Origin of the sequence: Stenomitos frigidus ULC18, from assembly GCF_003003795.1 — a bacterium.
Lineage (GTDB): Bacteria > Cyanobacteriota > Cyanobacteriia > Leptolyngbyales > Leptolyngbyaceae > Stenomitos > Stenomitos frigidus_A.
Genome location: NZ_PVWK01000127.1, coordinates 21,293 through 40,944, shown reverse-complemented (window position 1 = coordinate 40,944; position 19,652 = coordinate 21,293). Strand labels below are relative to the sequence as shown.

The window sequence follows — 19,652 nt, the reverse complement described above, 5'->3', positions numbered from 1 at the left end:
GTGTCAGGCTGCGATCGCAGCTTTGGAAACACCAATACTGGAGGGCGTTAAAGTGCCTTCGGCCGTTCGTCGTGCGCCGCGTCGTTCCCAATACGCGAGGGTGCGAGCAAGGTCTCTATGACCGCGCAACTGAATTTCATAGCTTTGTGGCATCACTTGGCTACGACGCATTTGAAAGGTGGCGCCAATTTTGGCTAAGCTTTGGGCAAACGTCTGCGCTTGCTTAAGGTGATCAAAGCCGAAATAGCAAATGGTGGGGGAGACTTGAAAGGGCGATCGCACGACCAACACTCTGGGCGATAGGTACTGTCCTACTCGACCTTTTTGGAATGAAAAGAAGCGACCAATTTGCATTGGAAATCTCTAGCTGTCGTCTTCTACGATCGTAGTGAAACAATAGGCTCTTTGGGGGCAGGGATCGCGAGGGGAAACCGCCTCTTGAAGCGATTACACCTGAGGGCTTTGGCAGGACGAGGTGTGGTTTTCCGAACGATCGCAAGAAACCGGTTTTTTGGACGCAATATGGATGATGACAGAGCTTGTGAAGCAACCTGATTTCTGCCACTAGCCTGCCAGTTTTCGCTACATGGAAGTGCTGCTGAAAAGACAAAAAAGGGACAAGGAAGAGAAACTCCCTTGTCCCTTTTTTACTGATCTTCTGTTACTTTCTTCGGTCACCCAACGGTGTCTACAAATTAGCCTCTGATGATGCTACGGGCAACCAGTGCACCGACCGTTTCTAGCTTGAAGCCCCATCCTTGAGGGAGGTTGTCGTCACCATCATTTTGTCCGAGGTCAACGTAAATACGGGGAGGGACGAAGTATTCGCGATCGCCTGCCCCAATGAGCATTTCATCTGCCTTCTGCATAATGCCATCGACCATCGTGTCGAACTCTGCATACGAATTGTAGGACTCGTCAAGCTGATCACTGACCTGGTCTACAAACTGACCAACGCTCACCACTTTTGGATCGCTGGCGGGCAGGCTTTCCAGTCCCAATTGCTGGAGGAGTGCTGGTTTCATAAATTTGAACAGCCTTGCCTGCGCATCCACCAGTTTGTGATCACCATACTTTTCACGCGGCAGAAGGGTACGGAACGCGCGGCGAATCACCTGCGAAATTTTGAAGGGTGGTAAGGGGAGGCTGTTAGGCGCGATCGTTTGGCGATTTTGAGCCATCAGTACATCCAGCGGCGGCAGATCTTCTGGCACCGGTGGCATGGAGATATGAAAGCCCTTGAATTCTGGGTTGCTCGTTTTTTGGCTGAGTAGGTTTGCCTGCTGACTGTTTTGCATCTGCTTCAGCCCCATCACTTGCTTCGCTTTGAAGCTATCACCATCCAGCAGGCTGGTGATGGTCTTCAGGTTAAAGGGATAGAGGGGAGTGTTCAGGCTGATGAACATGAACTCGGCACAATAGGTCTTGTTAGCCGGATCATTAAAGAAGGTCAAAGCGCGAGGATCGCCAATACAGGCAAGTAGTCCATTTTTGAGAAATTCTTTGAGCGCGACGCGATCGGAGACATGAGTCGGATCGCCGCCGTTGTAGTCTTTAGGAAACTGTGCAAAGGGGTTGAGGACTGCCATCCAGTTAATGATGGAGTTGGTATAACCCCGTGCCTGTTCTGGCGTGACAAAGGTTGGAAAAACGAGACGCTGAGCCACAGCAACGAAGCCGTCTTTACCGTACATACCACGGTGGTAGTCATTGGGCTCGTTGAATGTGCCGAACGAGTCGATCAGCTTTCCTGTCTGGTCTACTCGCTGAGCAGGGACGATCGCACCCGCATGGTGCCCTTCATTTTTAATAAATGCTTCTTGGAATAATTCTGGCTCCAGGGGCTTACGCGTGTCGATCGGCACCCCATAGCGTTCTTTGTGCCACTGATAGGTACAAATCAACAAGCCGTCTCTGGCTAAAAATTTAGCAATATCTGCATGACCTGAAACCGTGTTGCCTGCTGGATCGGTGACGCTGACGGCATCGGTAATGCCAATGTAACCGGGCACAGTGATCGTTTCAACCTCTAACGTTGTGGTGTCGTCGAGAATGACTTGCTTGGTGAACAGTCGCTTCAGATCAGTGACAGGCTGACCCTGCCAATCACCGACTAGAGCGTTAAAACGGCTAATGTCGATCGCCTTTGGTTCACGTAGCGGCATCGCTTGAGCTGCTGCTGTACTGCTGAGAGGTTGAGTAGAGACACCAGGGCTAGATGAAGTTGGGACAGGCGGCTTCGCGGGAACTGTTGAGGGGGTTGCAGAAACGTTGGTAGGAACACTAGCAGCAGGATGCTCTGAAGCAGGCTTCTGATCTGAGGGCATAGCATTAACCTTGAGTTGTAAATGAGCGTAGAGCGTAGACGGTAGTCCTAGAAAAAATTTTACTACCGTCTATTCCTTAGCAAGAGAGATTGCTATGATTATCTACAATCGCAGTTATTGCTTTCCGGTCAACGGATGCCCCCAAAGACTGAAAGTTCAAAAAATTTGAAAAAACAGTCTACCTGCTGAAACCCGATCGCGCGCAGCCATTCGCACTGAAGCTCAACGGGCGCAAGGATATTCGCCTTTTTGTCCTCTCGGTAAACAAACTGTTTGCCGACCGCCTCTCGTGACAAAACTTTACCTTGCGTCTGATGCCATTGGTAAATTGCATCTACTAAGGTTTCGTTAAACAACGCTTCGATCCAGGGCGTTGCCGATGCTACATGCTCGATATTGAGAAAGCCGCCGCCCGATCGCAGCAAGTGAAAGATTTCCCGGTACAGGGCTTGCTTGCGATCGTCCGGTAAATGGTGAATACAGTAGCCCGACAGCACAGCATCGAAGGCATTGGAAGTCGGTGAACCTAAAGCGGTCTGCCAGTCGGATGTATAGAGGTCTGCCTGCAGAATGGACACCCGCGACCCAAACGGCTGTAGACGCTGTCTTGCCTGTTCCAGCATCGGTTCCGAAAAGTCGATCGCGGTCACATGCGCTTCTGGATAGTGAGTGAGGATTGCGTGGGCGATCGCGCCATCACCGCAGCCCAAATCGGCGACACGTTGAATGGGCATCGACAGCTGATCGAGCACACGTAGGGCAATGTTAATTTGTTCCGTAGCAAAAGGAATGGCGCCTCGCACGCCGGTCAAAAAATTCTCTGCAACCGTGCGGTTTTGCCAAATTTGATCGGTTCTCATGGTGAATGCCATTCCTATGCCAAACTGCTGGTGCTAAGGGGAACCATGCCCCCCGTGATCGTTAGCCCCAAGAGCATTGGTTCATTTGGCTGGATGAGCTGACCTGTGAGCATACAGCGTTCTTCTTGCTGTGCTGTAGCAGCAACCGTCGCGCGGATTTCAGGAAGCGAAATTTGAGGAGTATAGGTGCCTGACTTTTGCTGGACGTATTGCCACAGCACGTCACGAATGAGCGCCTGATAGCCTTGGTTACCGGAGAGTTCTTTGAGCTTTTCTTTCAACTCCCGCTCCAGGCGAATGCTGGTCACTTCCATGTCGGTTGTAGCGGTGCGGGTGAGTGTATGCATGACGGGACTCCTTCATCGGCGATAGTTCGTAATACAAGTGTAGTATGTCGAGCCGATTATGGAAGCGATCGCTCGGTCACTGCCCAAGTTCTCCTATTCCCGTCCCAAGCTTTCTTAAACCAACATGGTTGACCCAGTTAACTCAGGCGCTTTCCCAGCAAAAAATTGCCGTTGGGTACGGGCAGGTTTTGCCAGAATCTTGCCCTCTAGCCATTAGCCTTGTGCTCAAACCTGCCCGTACGGGTCTTTTGTTTGCTAGAAATTTCCTTAATTCTGGATCGGCTGAAACAACTGGCGTAGTTTTCGCAGCGACAGCCGAATCTCTTCTAGTTCCTGTTCGTTGAGTTTGCTAAAACGTTGCTTGAGATAGGCAATGTGAGCTGGAAACACCTCTTCAAAGACGCGATCGCCCTCGGTCGTCAGTACAATCATGAAGCAGCGACGGTTCGCTGGTGGTACTTCGCGGCGCACCAGTCCTTTGCGCTCCAGGCGATCGATGATGCCCGTTAACGTACCTTTCGTGACCAGCGTTTTTTCAGCCAGTTGCCCCATCGTCATTCCAGGCGTATTGCCCAGGGTACAAATGACATCAAACTGTGGTGCCGTCAGACCCAATTGCCGGATGTGCTCATCATCGTACGCATTGAAAGCTTGAAACGTCCGCGCCAGTTCTCGCATGACCGGAAGAAACGGTTCTTTAGCGGCTTTTCGTGTTGCTGATTGCGATTCTGTATTGTGCTGAACGGTTGGCTGAATCTCTGCTTGCGTCACAGTATCGTCCCTAAAACTACGCTTCCCAATCGACTCACTGCTGAGACTTGAGAGTACACATAGCCCTAGCCTACAACACAAACAGTACTAATTCAAACTAAGTATGGGGCGCTGGTGCAAAAAGCCTGAATCATTTGTGAGTCTGACTTCAACGGGTTTGCAGTCCTCTGAAGAGGACTCCGTTCCGTTAGCCTGCACTTCTAGTGCAGGGCGGGGCAGGGAATGGCTGTAAGCTTTGTCAGTCAACCAGCAGAGAGCAGTAATGTTGCCTCTAAATCCTGCCCTATGGTTCTAATGTCTTCTAGCAAGCTTTTTGTATGAACAACCGTGGTACGAGGGTTTAGCAACGTAAATTTCAGATAAATGAAAGCGCCGATTTGAGTTTGAGCAATAATTGCTTGTCCTTTTTGCATTAACGCTAAACGAATCGATTGATTGATCTGATTGGAGAAGGAAACCAGCGCAAGGCTGGAATGCTGCGTTTGAGGAATGTAGCGAAAGACAACGGCGTTTATGGTCGGAATGTTGGCAAGCTCAAAGACATCATCAGCCTTTAGCAAAGACGCTGTTTCTCGTGCAGTATTGATGGTTGTTTCAATCATGTCTGCAAAGGTTTTGCGTCCGAGACATTGCATGGAAATAAAGAGTTTGAGTGCATCAAATCTACGGGTTGTTTGCACCGATTTGACGACTAAATCTAGAATACCTAAGTCCTCGTTCGTTTCAGGATTGAGGTAATCGGCATGTAATTTCAGCAGATCAAAGTGGGTTCGTTCTTTGATGAGAAACGCTCCACAGCTAATGGGTTGATAAAAAAGCTTGTGGAAGTCGATCGTCAGAGAGTCAGCCGCAGCAATGCCGTGCAATAAGTGACGATAGGTGTCACTCATAATTAAGGCCCCACCGTAAGCGGCATCAACATGCAACCAGAGGTCATACGCCTTAGCCAGTTGAGCGACATCAGTGAGCGGATCAATGCTGCCAAAGTCAGTGGTGCCAGCCGTAGCCACAATGGCGATCGGCAGCAACCCTTCTTGCTTAAGTGCAATGATCTGCTGCTCTAGATGGTGCGGCGATAGGCGGTAGTCAGCATCCGTTGCCACTGGAACGACTGCCTGCTGTCCTAAGCCTAATAGTGCGGCGGCTTGGCGAATGGTGAAGTGGGCGACATCAGAACACAAGATCCGAAACTGGGAGGCTTGAGGCGGCAGCCCCTGCTCCTGAATCGACCACCGGAAGTGCTTCTGGGCATAGCGATCGCGGGCTAGCAGCATGCCCATAAAGTTTGATTGGGTGCCGCCACTGGTAAACACACCATCCGCTTGATGGTCAAAGCCAAAGAGTTGACACAAGCTTTCGATGACGCGCTGTTCCAAAAACGTAGCGGCAGGGCTCTGATCCCAGGAGTCCATGGACTGATTGGTGGCACTAATCAGCAATTCTGCCGCCAGGGACGGCACCAACGTCGGACAGTGCAAATGGGCAATGCAGGTCGGATGAGACACGTTGGCAGAATGTTGAATCACCATTGCTCCCACCTGCTGCAAGACATCTGACAAGGGGGTGCCTTCTTCAGGACACAAGTCAAACCCAGGTTCAGGAAACTTGCATTGCTGGGGCAGCAGGCCACTGTAGGCTTGATTGGCTAAGGCAAAGTGTTGAATCAGGATCTCGGTTGCGTCTGCGATCGCCGCTTTGTAGCTACTGATGCTATCGGCAGATGGATTCAGGAAGAAGTGGTCAAAACGGCGATCGTCAAAGGTCATAGTGAAGTAGTAATAAGGCTGGTTGACAGACAAATCCCTGGTAGGGGCGTTAAGCCAGTTACCCCTGTTGCGCCGCTGAGCGATGTCCGAAACCCGCTCCTACCTTGACAGCGGCATGAAAAATTTCAGCAATACTGTCAATTTGTTCAGGTGTCACAATGAGGGGCGACAGGAACCGGATCACGCTGCTATGGCGACCCCCCAGCTCCAAAATCAAGCCTCGATCGAGACAGGCCTGCTGAATCTGGCGTGCCATTTGCGGATCGTTGGGATGCACACCACGACCGTTGCAGGGTTGGTCAGGGTTAACAATTTCCACACCTAGCATTAACCCACGTCCGCGCACATCACCGATGCAAGCATGGTCAGTTTGAATCGTTTGTAAATGAGTCAGGAGGCGATCGCCCATCGCTGCGGCATGTTCTGACAGCTTTTGCGATCGGATATAGCGAATGGTTGCCAGCCCCGTTGCCATCGCTAATTGATTACCGCGAAACGTGCCTGCGTGTGCCCCTGCTTGCCACACATCCAAAGAGTCGTGGTAGACAATGACCGACAACGGTAAACCGCCACCGATCGCTTTAGAAAGCAACAAAACATCGGGAATGATGCCACTGTGCTCAAACGCAAAGAGTTTCCCTGTGCGCCCCCACCCGGTCTGAATTTCATCCACAATCAGCGGAATCATGTGCTCTTGAGTCATCCGTCTGATTTCCCTGACCCACTCATCAGGTGCAGGAATGACACCCCCTTCGCCTTGTACCAGCTCCAGAATCATGCCAGCTGGCTTTACAATGCCACTTTCAGGATCATTCAGGATCGATTCAATATAGTGGCTTCCCACCCAGCTTCCTTTTTCACCCCCTAAGCCAAAGGGGCAACGGTAGAGGTAGGGATAGGGTAAGAACTGGACATCTGGCATAAGCGAAGCCACATCTTGCTTCGGCGACAAATTGCCCGATACGCCTAACGAGCCGTGGGTCATGCCATGATAAGCCCCATCAAACGACAACATGCCACGTCTGCCAGTCGCTGTTTTCACCAGTTTGATGGCGGCTTCTGTGGCATCGGAACCGCTCGGTCCACAAAATTGAATTTTTGCGCGCTGTGCGAACGTTGGGGGTAGACTTTGCCAAATTTCTTCGACAAACTCATCTTTGATCGGAGTGGTGATATCTAAGGTCTGCCAGGGTAAATTGCTGGTTACTGCCGCTTGCAATGCCTCCAGCACCACCGGATGGTTATGACCAAGCGCCATCGTGCCTGCCGCTGCCAAACAGTCGAAGTAGGTTTTACCATTTGTATCGGTGAGATAAATGCCTTTTGCTTCCTTAATCGCAATTGGGATGCGTCTGGGATAGCTGCGTGCATTCGATTCGCGTTCTTGTTGACGTTTCAGGTAATCGATCGGCTCTTTCATTGTTTTAGCGTAAGGATTCTGGATTAAATTAATTGTCAGACTCCCTCGATCGCCCTTCATAGGGCAACCAGCAAACTCTATTCATGTAACAGCAAGCCGTTTACTTAGCCCTTTGCGTTTGGCATGGGGACGTGAAGTAAAGGTTGCTGGAATTGATCCTGTGTGCTTCATCGCTAACTGGAACTGATACCAGTTCTACGAAATAGCGCTACAGATTAGTCAGTGCTGTTCGCGGAGCGTGTGTGGAGCACGAGTGTTGGGTGCTGGATCTGTAACTAGAATTCAGGCAAATGGTATAAGGCATCAAAGCGATTAACAAGCCGTGAAGGTCGTTAGCAGTCCATAGTGCAGTCTACGAACAGCGATCGAAAAACCAGGCAAAACTCGACAATAGAACGTTTTCGACAGGTTACTTTTCTCGATTTGCAACAGGGCAGGGAAGCTGTGTCGATGCGTCGCTGGGGAGTCGTTCTAGCGGTTTTCGCTAAAACTGTCAAAGACGTTTAACACAAAATTACACGGTTAGCCTTGTTTGACAACAGTGCTTTGGCTTGCCTAAGAAAGCTTTACAGTGAGGAACTGTTTGATGAGCCAATCTTTGCAAAACAAGCTGACAGAGACCCGCCTGCTCTGCCAGCAATTAAAAGAGAGCTTTGAGGCTATCAACAGACAAGGGACGCGATCGCGGCAATAAAGCACCTGTTTAGTAAAAGCAAATGTAGGGTAGGGCAAGCCGTTCCGACAGACTAGAAAAGCGATCGCTCAGATCTGGCACCAGTGGCATCAGCCTGCCCTGTAATGAATGACCGGCAAATCGTACAAAGTCCGTTGCAACGGACGTTCTGCTCCTAGCCCAAACTTGAGTTCAGGACGGGGCAAGGCAAGGGGCGAAAGGCCTAAAAAATGCCTTCCTGAGCTTAGATAGGTTCAACAAGGGGACGACTGGAGAGGATCAACGGTGCTCAAGCCCTGCCTACGCTGCTTTCTTCTGCCGCACGGGACGCTTGTAAGCAGACTTTTTCTTGCGTCCGACGGTTTGGGCTTCGCTGCTATCGGCTCCAAACTGAGCAATCACAGCGGTTTTGGCTTCCAGAATGGTGTTGTGAAACGCCCATTCGGCAATACGGGCAGCATCCAGAGCCGCACGGTATTGTGCTTTGAGTTGGGCTTCGAGCTGCTGTGATTTCAGCATTTCAGCCTGGGCTTGTTCGATCTGAGGGAGGGAGGCTTCTTGACGATGAGGGGTGTAGCCAGTGATGGTCTGTAACCCCTGGTAGATGTCCTGGTCTGCATTCAGAATACTGGGACTGAGGCGGTTATTGGTGTTTTGCGTGAACATGGTTCGATTCCCTGACGATTGAACTGGATAAGGTGAAGATGCCCGATCGCCGCCCTGGATCAATCAACAAGAGGCAGGCTTCAAAGACTCTTCAAACAGATGCCAGCAAAAGGGATAGATCGAGACGCGGGATTTACCATTCCTTCATCTTGACGGGTCAATTCGTGCGATCGACGGGTCAATTGGCTTACTCGATCGGTCAACTCGTTCGATCGATGGGTGGCTTTGCGTCCTCGACGGATTGATTCGCGTTCTCAATGGGTTACTTTGCGTTCTCGACGAGGCAATACGTTCGCTCGATCGGTCAATGGGTTTGGATGGCGGTCAAGATCCCCGGCTTCTATGGAAAAGAAACTGTATGGCGCTGCGTTTTTGCCAGAAGCCGGGGATCTGGGCTGAGGATGGGCAAGCGATCGCTTCAGGCATCCTTTGAAGGCTCTGTATAGCGACAAAAGATTTCCAGGGAGAGCTTAGAAATGTATAGCACGGCTAAGGTAGCCAAGGCTGGATCGATGGGGAAGGGCAAGACCACCTGACTGGCTAGATAGATAATTAACCCGGTGAGCAGGGGGGTACTCTCTTTATTTTTCATGTAGTCTTTGAGCTTTTGCCGGAAGCCTTCATCGCCGCAGAGTTGCTCGCGCAAAACGTCCAGGGTGACTTGCTTGAGGGATGCCTGCCCAAAGGTGGCGGTTCCCTGTTGCGATCGCAGCAGCAGTTCCAGGCTAGCATCGAGATCGCCGTCTTGATCGATCAGAGTGGCGATCGCGGGCTGGGAGGGTTCATAATCGCGTAAGGCTTGCTGTACCTGCAAGAGTTCAGTTTCGCTCAGTTGCATCTGGCATGTCTCCGATGTTCATAGGGGCGTAGCATTGGGGCACGGATGGTTGGATAACGTCAAGGCGCGTTGCCCTAATGCTACGCCCTTACCGGATCGTTCTGGAACCGTAGGGAATAATGATGTAGTTGTTGAAACCAGCCTCTCTCCACCCAAAATCTCTGCCCATGTCTATCATTAGCATTCGCGAGCAGCAAAAGACGGAAACCGGGTTTAAGGCGATCTTAAGTTTTGACGGGGGAACAGAGTACCCGATCGTCGTAGAGAACCCGTTTCTGCCAGAACAAGAGGCGGAGCTGGAATGGTATTTTGAGCAGTGGCTGGTGTTTCCCCTCACCCAGACGGCACGGGCAGAACGGGCGCGAGACAGTGTGCGATCGTATGGGGAGGCGTTGTTTGAGCAGGTGTTCAAACGGGATGTGGATGCCTACAGCGAGTACAAAGCCACGCGGGATGTCCTCACGCAGATTGAGATCATCGGTGACAGTACAGAGTTTCAGGCGTTGCACTGGGAGGCACTGCACGACCCCAAGATGCCCCGATCGCTGGCGGTGGATTGCGTCATGGTGCGAAAGCGGGTGAAAGCGACGGCGGTCAATGCGGTGATCGCTCCGGCTCCGGTGATTCGGCTGCTGGTGGTGACGGCACGACCGGGGGAAGAGCATGATGTGAACCATCGCACGATTTCCCGTCCCCTGATGGAGTTGATCCAGCAAAGCAAACTGCGGGTGCAGGTGGATCTGCTGCGTCCGGCGACGTTTGAGGCGTTGACCGCGCATCTGGATGATAAGGGCGCAGGGTTCTATCACATCGTCCACCTGGATATGCATGGGGCGGTGATCAGCTTTGAGCAGTTGGCGTCAATACCCCACGATCGCTTTACCTTTCGGTTTGGGGAAGCACTGGAGCCGTTTGATGGGGTGCGGGCGTTTCTGTCGTTTGAGAGCGGCAAGCCGGGAGAATCGGACTTACGCGAGGCGGCGGAGTTGGCAAAGCTGCTGACCGGGAAGCAGGTGCCCGTGTGCATTCTGAATGCGTGTCAGTCGGCGAAGCAGATTCGCGGGGATGAGCGGGAGACGAGTCTGGGCGCGGCGTTGATGGCAGCGGGGATGCAGACGGTGCTGGCGATGGGCTATTCCGTCACGGTGTCGGCAGCGGAGATCTTGATGCAGACGCTGTATGGGCAACTGTTTGCGGGCAAGGGGTTGGATGAGGCGATCCGGCTAGGACGGAAGGCGCTGCACGATCGCAAAGAGCGGCGGGCGTACTTTAACCAGACCATTCGCCTGGAGGACTGGCTGCTGCCCGTGGTGTATCGACGGGGACAGGTGAACCTGGGGCTGCAACCATTTCCAACGCCCCAGGCAGAAGCCGCCTACTGGCAGGAGCAGGAGTCGCTCTATCGGTTTGAAGCGCCGACCTATGGGTTTGTGGGGCGGGATCTGGAGATCTTAAAGATTGAGCGATCGCTGCTGCGGCAGAACGTGCTGCTGGTGCAGGGCATGGGCGGCACGGGCAAGACCACGCTGCTCAACTATTTGCGCGAATGGTGGCAGACGACGCAGTTTGTGAAAGACGTGTTCTATTTTGGCTATGACCAGAGAGCGTACACCCTGGAGCAGATCCTATTTGCCATTGCCCATCGGGTGTATGACCCCTATGAGGCGGCGCAGTTTCAGGTGATGCCGCTGGGGGCACAGGTGGCAAAACTGGTGGCAACGCTGAAGGCACAGCCCTATGCCCTGATGCTGGATAACCTGGAGTCGGTGACGGGGCAGGCGCTGGCGATTCAAAACACGCTGAACCCGCAGGAGCAGGCAAAGCTGCGGGACTTTTTGCAGCGGCTGGTAGGGGACAATCGCGGCAAGACGAAGGTAGTGCTGGGGTCGCGGAGCCGTGAGCAATGGCTGGATAGCGTGCTGAAAGGAGCCGTATATGAACTGCGGGGACTGGATGCGGAGGCACGCACGGCACTGGCAGACCAGATTTTGGCGCGCCAGATCCAGACCAACGGGATGCCGGATGAACGCAAAATTGAAAAGATTCGGCAGAGCGAGGACTTTCGGAAGCTGATGAAGCTGCTGGCGGGGTATCCGCTGGCGATGGAAGTGGTGCTGGGCAACCTGCGGCGGCAGAGTGCGACAGAGATATTGGCGGGGCTGGATATTGGCGATGGGATCGCCGATGGAAATAGCGAGGATAAGACCAAAAGTATTTTGAAGTGCGTGGAGTATTCCCACAGCAACCTGTCTGCCGATGCCCAAAAGCTGCTGGTGTGTTTGGCTCCCTTCAGTGGGTTTCTGGTTCGTTCGGTTTTGCCGCAGTATGCCGAGCAGTTGCAGCAATTAGCCCCCTTTCAGGACTATCCCTTTGAGCAGTTGGATGGCGCGATCCAGGAAGCCATTGATTGGGGCTTGCTGTCGCCCGTTGATGCCAATAATCCACACCTGCTGACAATTCAGCCCGTGTTTCCCTACTTCTTGAAAACAAAGCTGAACCAACTCGATGGGTTAACCCGTGAGGCGCTATCGGAGGGATTTAAAACCCACTATCGAGGATTGGCAAGATATTACAAACAATTGATGGACTCGAAAGAGCCACAGGAGCGACAAACGGGAATTATTTTCTGCCAATGGGAATATGAGAATCTCTACAACGCTTTGCAGATTTGCTTAGAGAAGCAAGAGAGGGTCAATATATTTTATTGCCTGGATACTTATTTTCAGTGTATCAGTGACACCCAAAGCGGATTACAGCTTGTAGAGTTTGTTGCCCAGAAGTTAGAGAGCTACCCATCTGAACTTAAAGAGAATGAGTTAGCGGATCAAGTCGTTATTGTGTTTGGGCAAAGAGCAGGAAAATACCTGGAAACACAGCAGTACTCACAAGCAAGAAAAGCTTTCCAAGAATTGCTAGATGCGTTGACATCAGCACCAAGTTTGGAAGAGCAACAAAAACAACGTTGGATCGCCCATACCTACCACCAATTAGGCAGCTTGGCGCAGGAGTTGCGCGAGTTTGAGGAGGCACGCCGCCACTGCCAGCAGGCATTGCAGCTCAAAATCGAGTTCAACGATCGCTACAGCCAAGCCCTCACCTACCACCAATTAGGCATTGTGGCGCAGGAGCTGCGCGAGTTTGAAGAAGCACACCGCCACTACCAGCAGGCGTTGCAAATCTGGATCGAGTTCAACGATCGCTACAGCCAAGCCCGCACTTACCACGAATTAGGCAGGGTGGCGGAGGCGTTGCGCGAGTTTGAGGAGGCACGCCGCCACTACCAGCAGGCATTGCAGCTCAAAATCGAGTTCAACGATCGCTACAGCCAAGCCAATACCTACCACCAATTAGGCATTGTGGCGCAGGAGTTGCGCGAGTATGAGGAGGCACGCCGCCACTACCAGCAGGCATTGCAACTCTTCATCGAGTTCAACGATCGCTACGAACAAGCGGACACCTACCACCAATTAGGCATTGTGGCGCAGGAGTTGCGCGAGTTTGAGGAGGCACGCCGCCACTACCAGCAGGCATTGCAACTCAAAGTCGAGTTCAACGATCGCTACAGCCAAGCCCGCACCTACCACCAATTAGGCAGGGTGGCAGAGGAGTTGCGCGAGTATGAGGAGGCACGCCGCCACTACCAGCAGGCATTGCAACTCTGCGTCGAGTTCAACGATCGCTACAGCCAAGCCCGCACCTACCACCAATTAGGCAGGGTGGCAGAGGAGTTGCGCGAGTTTGAAGAGGCACGTCGCCACTACCAGCAGGCATTGCAACTCTGCGTCGAGTTCAACGATCGCTACAGCCAAGCTAGCACCTACCACTGCTTAGGATCACTGGCAGAAGCGGAAGAACAGTATGCGGAAGCAAAATTACATTATCAGCAAGCGTTAGAACGATACATCGAGTTTGGCGATGACTATTGGGGCAATATTGTTCGCGAAGCGCTCGATCGGCTTTCAAGTTAGAAAGGATCGACGTTAGTAGACTTCATCGTGCGTGCCGATATCAACTAAAACGATTGCCTCTTCTTCTTCATCCTCAAGCTGCTGAAAATAGAAGACAATCCGAAAGTCGTATGCCACAGAGCAAGACCAGAGGTCTTTGAGTTCGCCCTGCAACTTATGGGTTTTGAGAGTGGGAGAAAACGGATCGATTTCAAGTAGGCTGAGGGCTGTTAAAACGTTGGCTTGAAGTTTAGGACGATTTTTACAACGACGTTTAAGGGCACGACGAAAGCTTTCATCGAAAATCAACACCCTCATTCGTCATGTCCAAAGATATCAGCCATGAGTTCGATCGCAGTACCTCTCTGAGCAGTGCCATTGCTGACCGCTTGCATGGTTGTCTTCGCGTTCTCAGCAATTTCTTGGCGACGTTTAGCGATGCGGCGTTTGTGGATTAAATCAAACAGTGTATCTTGCTCGTCTTCTGTAAGAGCTTCTACAAACTCAATGACTGCTTGTAGGGTAGGAGGGTGAGACATAGATGGGTAATACAATCTAGCTCTCATTATAAAGCACAGCTACGCCCAAGCCAGCAGCTACGGTCAGCCAGGGTTGTTGGCAGAAACAGAGGGCAACCCAGCAGAAGCGAGAATCTGTTTGCCGCAAGCACTGGAAATCTTTGTTGAATTTAGCGATGAATATGGTGCAACGATTGTTCGCAAAGCGCTCGATCGGCTTGGCAGTTAGCAATGAGGTGGAGGGAAAATCCCTTGCATTTCCAAGGCCTCGGAGGTTTCCAAAACCTCCGAGGTCTCAACGCTTCCAATGCTGGGCGGTACTATTCAGGGCGATCGTCCTCGCCCCCAGCGCCACCCACCAGACCTTAAAATAAACGCATAGCGCCAGGGAATCACCATGCAAATTACCCTCGATCTCCCCGATAGCCTTGCCCAAACCGACACCTTCAACCAAAGCGACTGGCTGCGCGAAATTGCGATCGCCCTCTTTCAGCAAGAACGCATTACCCTTAGCCGCGCTAGCAAAATCGCTGGGATGGATCTGATGGACTTCCAAAGACTCATCGCCGATCGCGGCATCTGTGTTCACTACGATGTAGAAGACTTTGAACAAGACGTACAGCACCTGCGCGATCGTGGCTGGCTATGATCGTTGTCAGCGATACCTCTCCCCTCTGTAATCTTGTCCTGATTGACCATCTCTGGTTGCTAAAAGCCATCTCCAAACCGTCATCATTCCTACCCTCGTTGCCGATGAACTCGCGGCTGCCAATAAGCCTGCCATTCCTGCCATGCTCCAGCTTGATTGGATTCAAGTTCGATCGCTCAGCGATATCACAATCGCTAACCAGCTTCAGCGCGATCGGGGACTAGATGCCGGAGAAGCCAACGCGATCGCTCTGGCGCTTGAACTCCAAGCCGATGATCTTCTCATTGATGAACGTCTAGGACGGCAGGAAGCTCGTCAACTTGGACTTTCTATCATTGGCATTCTGGGCATTCTGGTCACAGCCAAACAAAGAAACCTCATTCCCAAAGTTCAGCCCGTCATGGATGCTTTGATCCATCAAGCCAGGTTTCGCTTCAGTTCCCAGTTATATCAACGAGTCTTAGATCTCTCTAACGAACTCTAAACCCGTGAACAACTCCTTTATCTGAGTAATTTTTTCGCTCCCAAGACCTCCGAGGTTTTCAAAACCTCGGAGGTCTAAGAGTCGTTATCAGTTGTTACGAACCTAGTAGAAATTCGTTGATGGTGCTCCAGTCGTTGCGTTGGGCTACTTTTTTGCGCATGACGATCGTGTCAGCCAGGTAGTTCGCATCCCGCGCGACACCTGAAAAGCGACCGGAACCCCAGGTATAGAGCCAGGGAAGCCCTAGAAAATAGAAGCCTGGTATGCCTGTCACACCGCGATCGTGCCCCGGATAGCCTTTGCCATCAAAAACGGGAATTTCGATCCAGCTAAAGTCGGAATGGTACCCTGTAGACCAAACCACTGCTCCGATGTTTGCAGCTTCATAATCGAGTTCAAGCAATGCCTGATCGGGTTCCCAGGCAGGTTGGTACGGTAGCTCAACGGGAGCCTGGAGGTGATTTTTGTCGATGAAGCTATCGATGCCTTTTTTAATGTTTTCGGCTACGGCATCGGCCTGGTCGAGGTTTTGCTTCAGGTTAGCAGCAAATTCGAGCTTGCCGTCGCGAATGGTCTTGAGCCTGCCATGCAGTTGCATCCCTTCGAGTGCAAACTGGCGCAGGTCGATTTCGCGTCCGCCACCGCGACCCGTAACATAGTGATTGGTATTGGTGCGGGCTTTCTCTTTCTGGGGATGCTCGTCGATCGACAGATCGTAGTAGCCCATTTGATCCAGCCAATCCACCACATCTTTGCCACGGTAGCGACGGGGCGATCGAGGCGCACTGCCCACACACAAATGCACTTGCTTGCCTGCCAGGTGGAGATCTTCGGCAATCTGACAGCCGGATTGTCCGGTACCGACAACCAACACTGCTTTGTCGGCGGGTAGCGATTCGGGGTTGCGGTATTCAGAAGAGTGCAGTTGGACGATCGCTTCGGGCAATCGTTCGGCGATCGTGGGTAGCTTGGGAATGTGATACCCACCGACGGCAATAATAACTTGATCGGCTGTGTACTCACCGATCGTAGTAGACACTTCAAACACACCCTGCGCCTCATTGCGACGCACCTTTGAGACCGCAATGCCTTCCTTGAGAGGTGGATCAAAGGACGCAGCGTATGCTTCGATATACTGCACAATTTCATCCCGTTGCATAAATCCGTGCGGGTCATCGCCGGGATAGTGGAAGCCAGGAAGTTTGCATTGCCAGTTGGGCGTCACCAGACAAAACGAATCCCATCGCTTGGAACGCCACGAGTAGCCGATCGTATTTTTCTCAAAAATAATGTGATCAAACCCTCGCGCCTTCAGGCAGTAGCTCATGGATAGTCCTGCTTGACCACCGCCCACGATGACGACAGGATAGTGCGTTTGCATGTGCTTTCTACTCGCTTGCTTGGTCGGATTGTTTGCAAGCGTACGTGCTGCTAGAGAAGCGGGTTTGTATCTCTGAATACGGAAGGTTGAAGTCTGATGATCTAGCGAGGGGTGGCGATCGCGGCCACCTGAAAAGCCATCAACTGACTGCAAAAATCTGTTTAAATCGACAGGTTGATGACAGTTTGTGATCTTTTAGCGGTGTGTTTACAATGTTTAGGGACGTTGTCTCTAGGTTCTCTAAACATTGCTTTGCCAATTCCTGTTGCGGCATCAAAGCGTCATCACGGATCAAGATCGAACGTCATGAGTTTGAGATGGTCGGGATTGGCGATGATTTCTTTGGCAAGTAAATAGCCAGTAATCGTCCAGGTCTGGTACTTTCGCGACTCTTTACCAATGAGACGACCGTCGGGGCCGTCATAGTATTCGGGCCATTGGTCTTGTACCAGGCGACGCTCAGCAATGGCGATTGCGTGGTGTGCCAGTTCGCCGCGGTTCATTTTTTTTGCCGCTGCCACTAGCATCCACAGCAAGACGGGCCAGCTTCCCCCGTTGTGATATGACCAGGGACGATTTTTGGGGTCAGCGCCGGTGACCGTACGCCAGTCGTTATCTTCTAGCGCCGGGTAGCAGAGCTTCATGGGCATATGGCTGATTAGATCGCTCCAGCGCAGTTCAATCAAATTCAAAATCTTGTGAGATTGGAGCTCTGTTGTGAGGGAGGCAATAATTGCCATCAGGTTGCCCAACGAAAAGAAGCGACAGTCTAACTGGGAAGGACCGAGATTACCTGCTAGATAGCCACCCGCCTCGGGTATCCATTTTGCTAGTCGGTAAAACGGGATGGAATCGGAGTAAATGTTGAATTGATTGAGCGCTTCTTCACCGTACTCCTCTACTTGATAGCGGTAAATCACGTTCAAACGGTCTGGATCAAGCCAGTAATCTTCGCGGAGTTGCCGGAGCAGGAGCGGTAGACGGTTGCACACGGCTTGAATCACAGTTTGATTGGCTGGATTCGGTACCAACAGTTCCAAACTGGCTCGAAGCGCAGCGTAAAACAACGATTGAATGTCGAGCGGATGTCCGTAAAGTCCCATGCGACGATCGATCATGCTGGCTCCGTCGGGCACGAGCACCATTGGATACATATCGAAGCGCGTGACCAGACACAGTTCGAGGCTGACGCGAATGCCTTCTTGAAAATCGTCGCGTTGCACGAGCTCAAAATCTTGCGTCGAAATGACATAGGCACGCAAGAGAATAATCCACCACAAGCAGGCATCGGCTGGAGCCACCCGACCGATCGCGTGATTACCAAAGTCTGCTTTAAGGTACTCTTCCCCATTGAGCGAGGCAATTTTGAAACTCGCAGGCATCAACCCGCGACTGGGTTTGGAGCAATCAAGTTGCCCTGTTTTGGGCTGGAGCTTCAGGGTTGCTTCCAAAAAATTACGCACAATGGCGGGCTTGCCTTTGATCAAATACAGCAGCCCTGATGAAATAAAGTCGCGGATAAAGCACTGATCGTAGTTTAGTGATGCCACCTCAGGGTCACTGGCAGCGATCGTGCCGATCGGTTGACCCTGGTAATAAATAACGGATTTTTCAAGGGCTTCCCATGCTTGCTCGACAATCGTCTGTTCGCTCAATCCTTCATCCCTCTTCACTTATGACGTCTCAGAATAATTAACCACTACGATCAATATAGACGTCACATCTGGGCGATCACTGCCAAGCATGTAGCAATCTTGGCCAAAGATGTGACAGTCTGTTTAAACATTTCCCAGAGTTATTCGTGTACCCGGCAACTTTCGATAAGCACCCGATCGCCGCTGCATGATCCGTTGCGCAACGTCTTCCTTGAGGAGAGTCAGAGCGGATCTAGTCAACAAAAATATGTGACGATGATCTGAGGAGCCTGTCACGCAAAAAATGACCGTTGGGTACGGGCAGGTTTTGCCAGAGTCTTGTCGTTAACCTTGCGATCAAACCTGTCCCAATCGGTTAGAAATCACTTTAGTACTGTTGCACTTAGAAAAGCGACACAGAGCGTTTGGCTTTATCCGTCGCAAGCTTCAAGCCATGTGTAGCTATGATTGAACGATCATCCAGGAACCATCTCCATGAAACCTAATGCTTCTGCGCTGGCTGTAGCGACTGTGCTCTCGTTGGCAGCGCTTGCCGGAATGACAGTGGCCTGTTCCCAGTCTTCAGAACCGTCAGCAGGGATAGCCAGCCCATCACCGATCGCGCCTTCTATCAGCCCGTCGCCTCTCAGCCCGTCGCCTTCCGTAGCGCCAACAACGACGGCACAAAAGCAAACAACTGCGGTCACTCCTCGTTCATCGCCTGCTGCAAACCGGACGATCGAGTCGTGTGTAGTGAGAATGGCACTCGTCAACGACCCTAATCCGCCTTTGAATGTCCGCTCTGCACCGACAACAGAGGCCGATAATGTGGTTGGTCAATTGAAGAACGGCACTTTTGTGACAGTGGACGATGACCAAAACGGCTGGCTCCAAATCAAGACGCCCCTGAATGGTTGGATTTCTAAACAACGGACAACCAATGGCTGCAACCAAAAAGTTGAGCGCCTCAGCCTGAGTGCCGATGGTACCGCCATGCCGATCGCCGATCGCTTTATTGGTACCGGTAGCCATCGCTATCTTTTTCCTGTGAACAAGGGGCAAACACTGACGATTACCCGCGATCGCGGCCCGTTTCCAGTGATCATTGCTCCTGATGGCAGCGTGCTGCTGGGGCATGAGAAAGACGAAAAGCGATCGAGCTGGAGTGGGGAACTTTCGCAGACTGGTGATTATGCCATTGAACTGGAGTCCAACTTTAGAGGCTACCGCTACGCCTTTTCGATACAAATGAAGTAATTGGGACATTTAAGCAATCAGTCAGGAGTCAGAAGCCGAGGGCGCAAGGGAGGCAGGAGGAGAAAGGCTAAAGGCTGACTCCTCTCTTCTAACTCAAAACTCTCTAGCTTGTCG

Annotated in this window: 18 protein-coding genes; 5 read left to right on the top strand and 13 right to left on the bottom strand. The window is 51.8% G+C overall.

Annotated elements, in window-relative coordinates:
- Positions 1-3: 3 nt before the first annotated feature.
- The 9 genes from C7B82_RS24140 to C7B82_RS24100 all read right to left on the bottom strand — a co-directional run bounded on the left by C7B82_RS24140 (position 4) and on the right by C7B82_RS24100 (position 9,668).
- Positions 4-354 carry a hypothetical protein gene (locus tag C7B82_RS24140; protein ID WP_106259271.1) on the bottom strand — a complete coding sequence of 117 codons (351 nt, stop codon included), beginning with the start codon at positions 352-354 and terminating at the stop codon, positions 4-6.
- A 341-nt stretch (positions 355-695) separates the two neighbouring features.
- Positions 696-2,327, bottom strand: coding sequence for a hypothetical protein (locus C7B82_RS24135; protein ID WP_106259269.1), 1,632 nt, complete (start codon positions 2,325-2,327; stop codon positions 696-698).
- Between the two features lie 128 nt (positions 2,328-2,455).
- Entirely contained in the window at positions 2,456-3,187 is a 732-nt protein-coding gene (locus C7B82_RS24130) for a class I SAM-dependent methyltransferase (protein ID WP_181357642.1), read from the bottom strand.
- 14 nt (positions 3,188-3,201) lie between these two features.
- Positions 3,202-3,534, bottom strand: coding sequence for a ribbon-helix-helix domain-containing protein (locus C7B82_RS24125; protein WP_106259265.1), 333 nt, complete (start codon positions 3,532-3,534; stop codon positions 3,202-3,204).
- Positions 3,535-3,801: 267 nt separating this feature from the next.
- A complete protein-coding gene (locus C7B82_RS24120; RefSeq protein WP_245940071.1) occupies positions 3,802-4,305 on the bottom strand; it encodes a MarR family winged helix-turn-helix transcriptional regulator in 504 nt (167 codons plus the stop codon).
- A 242-nt stretch (positions 4,306-4,547) separates the two neighbouring features.
- Complete coding sequence (locus C7B82_RS24115) at positions 4,548-6,071, bottom strand: pyridoxal phosphate-dependent decarboxylase family protein (RefSeq protein WP_106259263.1); 1,524 nt, start codon at positions 6,069-6,071, stop codon at positions 4,548-4,550.
- 58 nt (positions 6,072-6,129) lie between these two features.
- A complete protein-coding gene (locus tag C7B82_RS24110; RefSeq protein ID WP_245940070.1) occupies positions 6,130-7,491 on the bottom strand; it encodes a diaminobutyrate--2-oxoglutarate transaminase in 1,362 nt (453 codons plus the stop codon).
- A 973-nt stretch (positions 7,492-8,464) separates the two neighbouring features.
- Positions 8,465-8,830 (bottom strand): hypothetical protein, encoded by a 366-nt coding sequence (locus C7B82_RS24105; protein WP_106259260.1) that lies wholly within the window; start codon positions 8,828-8,830, stop codon positions 8,465-8,467.
- A gap of 418 nt (positions 8,831-9,248) precedes the next feature.
- The gene (locus C7B82_RS24100; protein ID WP_106259259.1) at positions 9,249-9,668 is read right to left on the bottom strand and encodes a hypothetical protein; all 420 of its coding nucleotides are present in this window, start codon (positions 9,666-9,668) and stop codon (positions 9,249-9,251) included.
- 167 nt (positions 9,669-9,835) lie between these two features.
- On the opposite strand from C7B82_RS24100, the gene C7B82_RS24095 reads away from it, so the two are divergent.
- Positions 9,836-13,636, top strand: coding sequence for a tetratricopeptide repeat protein (locus C7B82_RS24095; protein ID WP_106259257.1), 3,801 nt, complete (start codon positions 9,836-9,838; stop codon positions 13,634-13,636).
- Between the two features lie 12 nt (positions 13,637-13,648).
- Here the strand turns inward: C7B82_RS24095 and C7B82_RS24090 are convergent, their stop codons facing one another.
- Positions 13,649-13,933, bottom strand: a complete 285-nt coding sequence (locus C7B82_RS24090) for a type II toxin-antitoxin system RelE/ParE family toxin (RefSeq protein ID WP_106259255.1) — start codon at positions 13,931-13,933, stop codon at positions 13,649-13,651.
- Positions 13,930-14,154, bottom strand: a complete 225-nt coding sequence (locus C7B82_RS24085) for a hypothetical protein (RefSeq protein WP_106259254.1) — start codon at positions 14,152-14,154, stop codon at positions 13,930-13,932. The genes C7B82_RS24090 and C7B82_RS24085 overlap by 4 nt, the downstream gene beginning before the upstream one ends.
- A 76-nt stretch (positions 14,155-14,230) precedes the next feature.
- Between C7B82_RS24085 and C7B82_RS34405 the strand changes: the two genes are divergently transcribed.
- The 3 genes from C7B82_RS34405 (at position 14,231) to C7B82_RS24075 (ending at position 15,266) form a co-directional block, all read left to right on the top strand.
- The gene (locus C7B82_RS34405; RefSeq protein ID WP_281259038.1) at positions 14,231-14,362 is read left to right on the top strand and encodes a hypothetical protein; all 132 of its coding nucleotides are present in this window, start codon (positions 14,231-14,233) and stop codon (positions 14,360-14,362) included.
- Between the two features lie 168 nt (positions 14,363-14,530).
- Entirely contained in the window at positions 14,531-14,782 is a 252-nt protein-coding gene (locus tag C7B82_RS24080) for a UPF0175 family protein (RefSeq protein WP_106259252.1), read from the top strand.
- A 52-nt stretch (positions 14,783-14,834) separates the two neighbouring features.
- Positions 14,835-15,266 carry a PIN domain-containing protein gene (locus C7B82_RS24075; RefSeq protein ID WP_479687793.1) on the top strand — a complete coding sequence of 144 codons (432 nt, stop codon included), beginning with the start codon at positions 14,835-14,837 and terminating at the stop codon, positions 15,264-15,266.
- A gap of 94 nt (positions 15,267-15,360) precedes the next feature.
- Here C7B82_RS24075 and C7B82_RS24070 read toward each other — a convergent pair whose 3' ends face one another.
- Positions 15,361-16,647 carry an MSMEG_0569 family flavin-dependent oxidoreductase gene (locus C7B82_RS24070; protein ID WP_106259285.1) on the bottom strand — a complete coding sequence of 429 codons (1,287 nt, stop codon included), beginning with the start codon at positions 16,645-16,647 and terminating at the stop codon, positions 15,361-15,363.
- 284 nt (positions 16,648-16,931) lie between these two features.
- The gene (locus C7B82_RS24065; protein ID WP_219904667.1) at positions 16,932-18,302 is read right to left on the bottom strand and encodes a glycoside hydrolase 100 family protein; all 1,371 of its coding nucleotides are present in this window, start codon (positions 18,300-18,302) and stop codon (positions 16,932-16,934) included.
- A 474-nt stretch (positions 18,303-18,776) separates the two neighbouring features.
- Here C7B82_RS24065 and C7B82_RS24060 point away from each other — a divergent pair, with 474 nt between their 5' ends.
- Positions 18,777-19,538, top strand: a complete 762-nt coding sequence (locus tag C7B82_RS24060; protein ID WP_106259249.1) for an SH3 domain-containing protein — start codon at positions 18,777-18,779, stop codon at positions 19,536-19,538.
- Positions 19,539-19,652: the final 114 nt, after the last annotated feature.

Coding starts and splice junctions, on each gene's coding strand:
- C7B82_RS24140 (WP_106259271.1), bottom strand. CDS start 354: ATGCAAATTGGTCGCTTCTTTTCATTCCAAAAAGGTCGAGTAGGACAG.
- C7B82_RS24135 (WP_106259269.1), bottom strand. CDS start 2,327: ATGCCCTCAGATCAGAAGCCTGCTTCAGAGCATCCTGCTGCTAGTGTT.
- C7B82_RS24130 (WP_181357642.1), bottom strand. CDS start 3,187: ATGAGAACCGATCAAATTTGGCAAAACCGCACGGTTGCAGAGAATTTT.
- C7B82_RS24125 (WP_106259265.1), bottom strand. CDS start 3,534: ATGCATACACTCACCCGCACCGCTACAACCGACATGGAAGTGACCAGC.
- C7B82_RS24115 (WP_106259263.1), bottom strand. CDS start 6,071: ATGACCTTTGACGATCGCCGTTTTGACCACTTCTTCCTGAATCCATCT.
- C7B82_RS24110 (WP_245940070.1), bottom strand. CDS start 7,491: ATGAAAGAGCCGATCGATTACCTGAAACGTCAACAAGAACGCGAATCG.
- C7B82_RS24105 (WP_106259260.1), bottom strand. CDS start 8,830: ATGTTCACGCAAAACACCAATAACCGCCTCAGTCCCAGTATTCTGAAT.
- C7B82_RS24100 (WP_106259259.1), bottom strand. CDS start 9,668: ATGCAACTGAGCGAAACTGAACTCTTGCAGGTACAGCAAGCCTTACGC.
- C7B82_RS24095 (WP_106259257.1), top strand. CDS start 9,836: ATGTCTATCATTAGCATTCGCGAGCAGCAAAAGACGGAAACCGGGTTT.
- C7B82_RS24090 (WP_106259255.1), bottom strand. CDS start 13,933: ATGAGGGTGTTGATTTTCGATGAAAGCTTTCGTCGTGCCCTTAAACGT.
- C7B82_RS24085 (WP_106259254.1), bottom strand. CDS start 14,154: ATGTCTCACCCTCCTACCCTACAAGCAGTCATTGAGTTTGTAGAAGCT.
- C7B82_RS24080 (WP_106259252.1), top strand. CDS start 14,531: ATGCAAATTACCCTCGATCTCCCCGATAGCCTTGCCCAAACCGACACC.
- C7B82_RS24070 (WP_106259285.1), bottom strand. CDS start 16,647: ATGCAAACGCACTATCCTGTCGTCATCGTGGGCGGTGGTCAAGCAGGA.
- C7B82_RS24060 (WP_106259249.1), top strand. CDS start 18,777: ATGAAACCTAATGCTTCTGCGCTGGCTGTAGCGACTGTGCTCTCGTTG.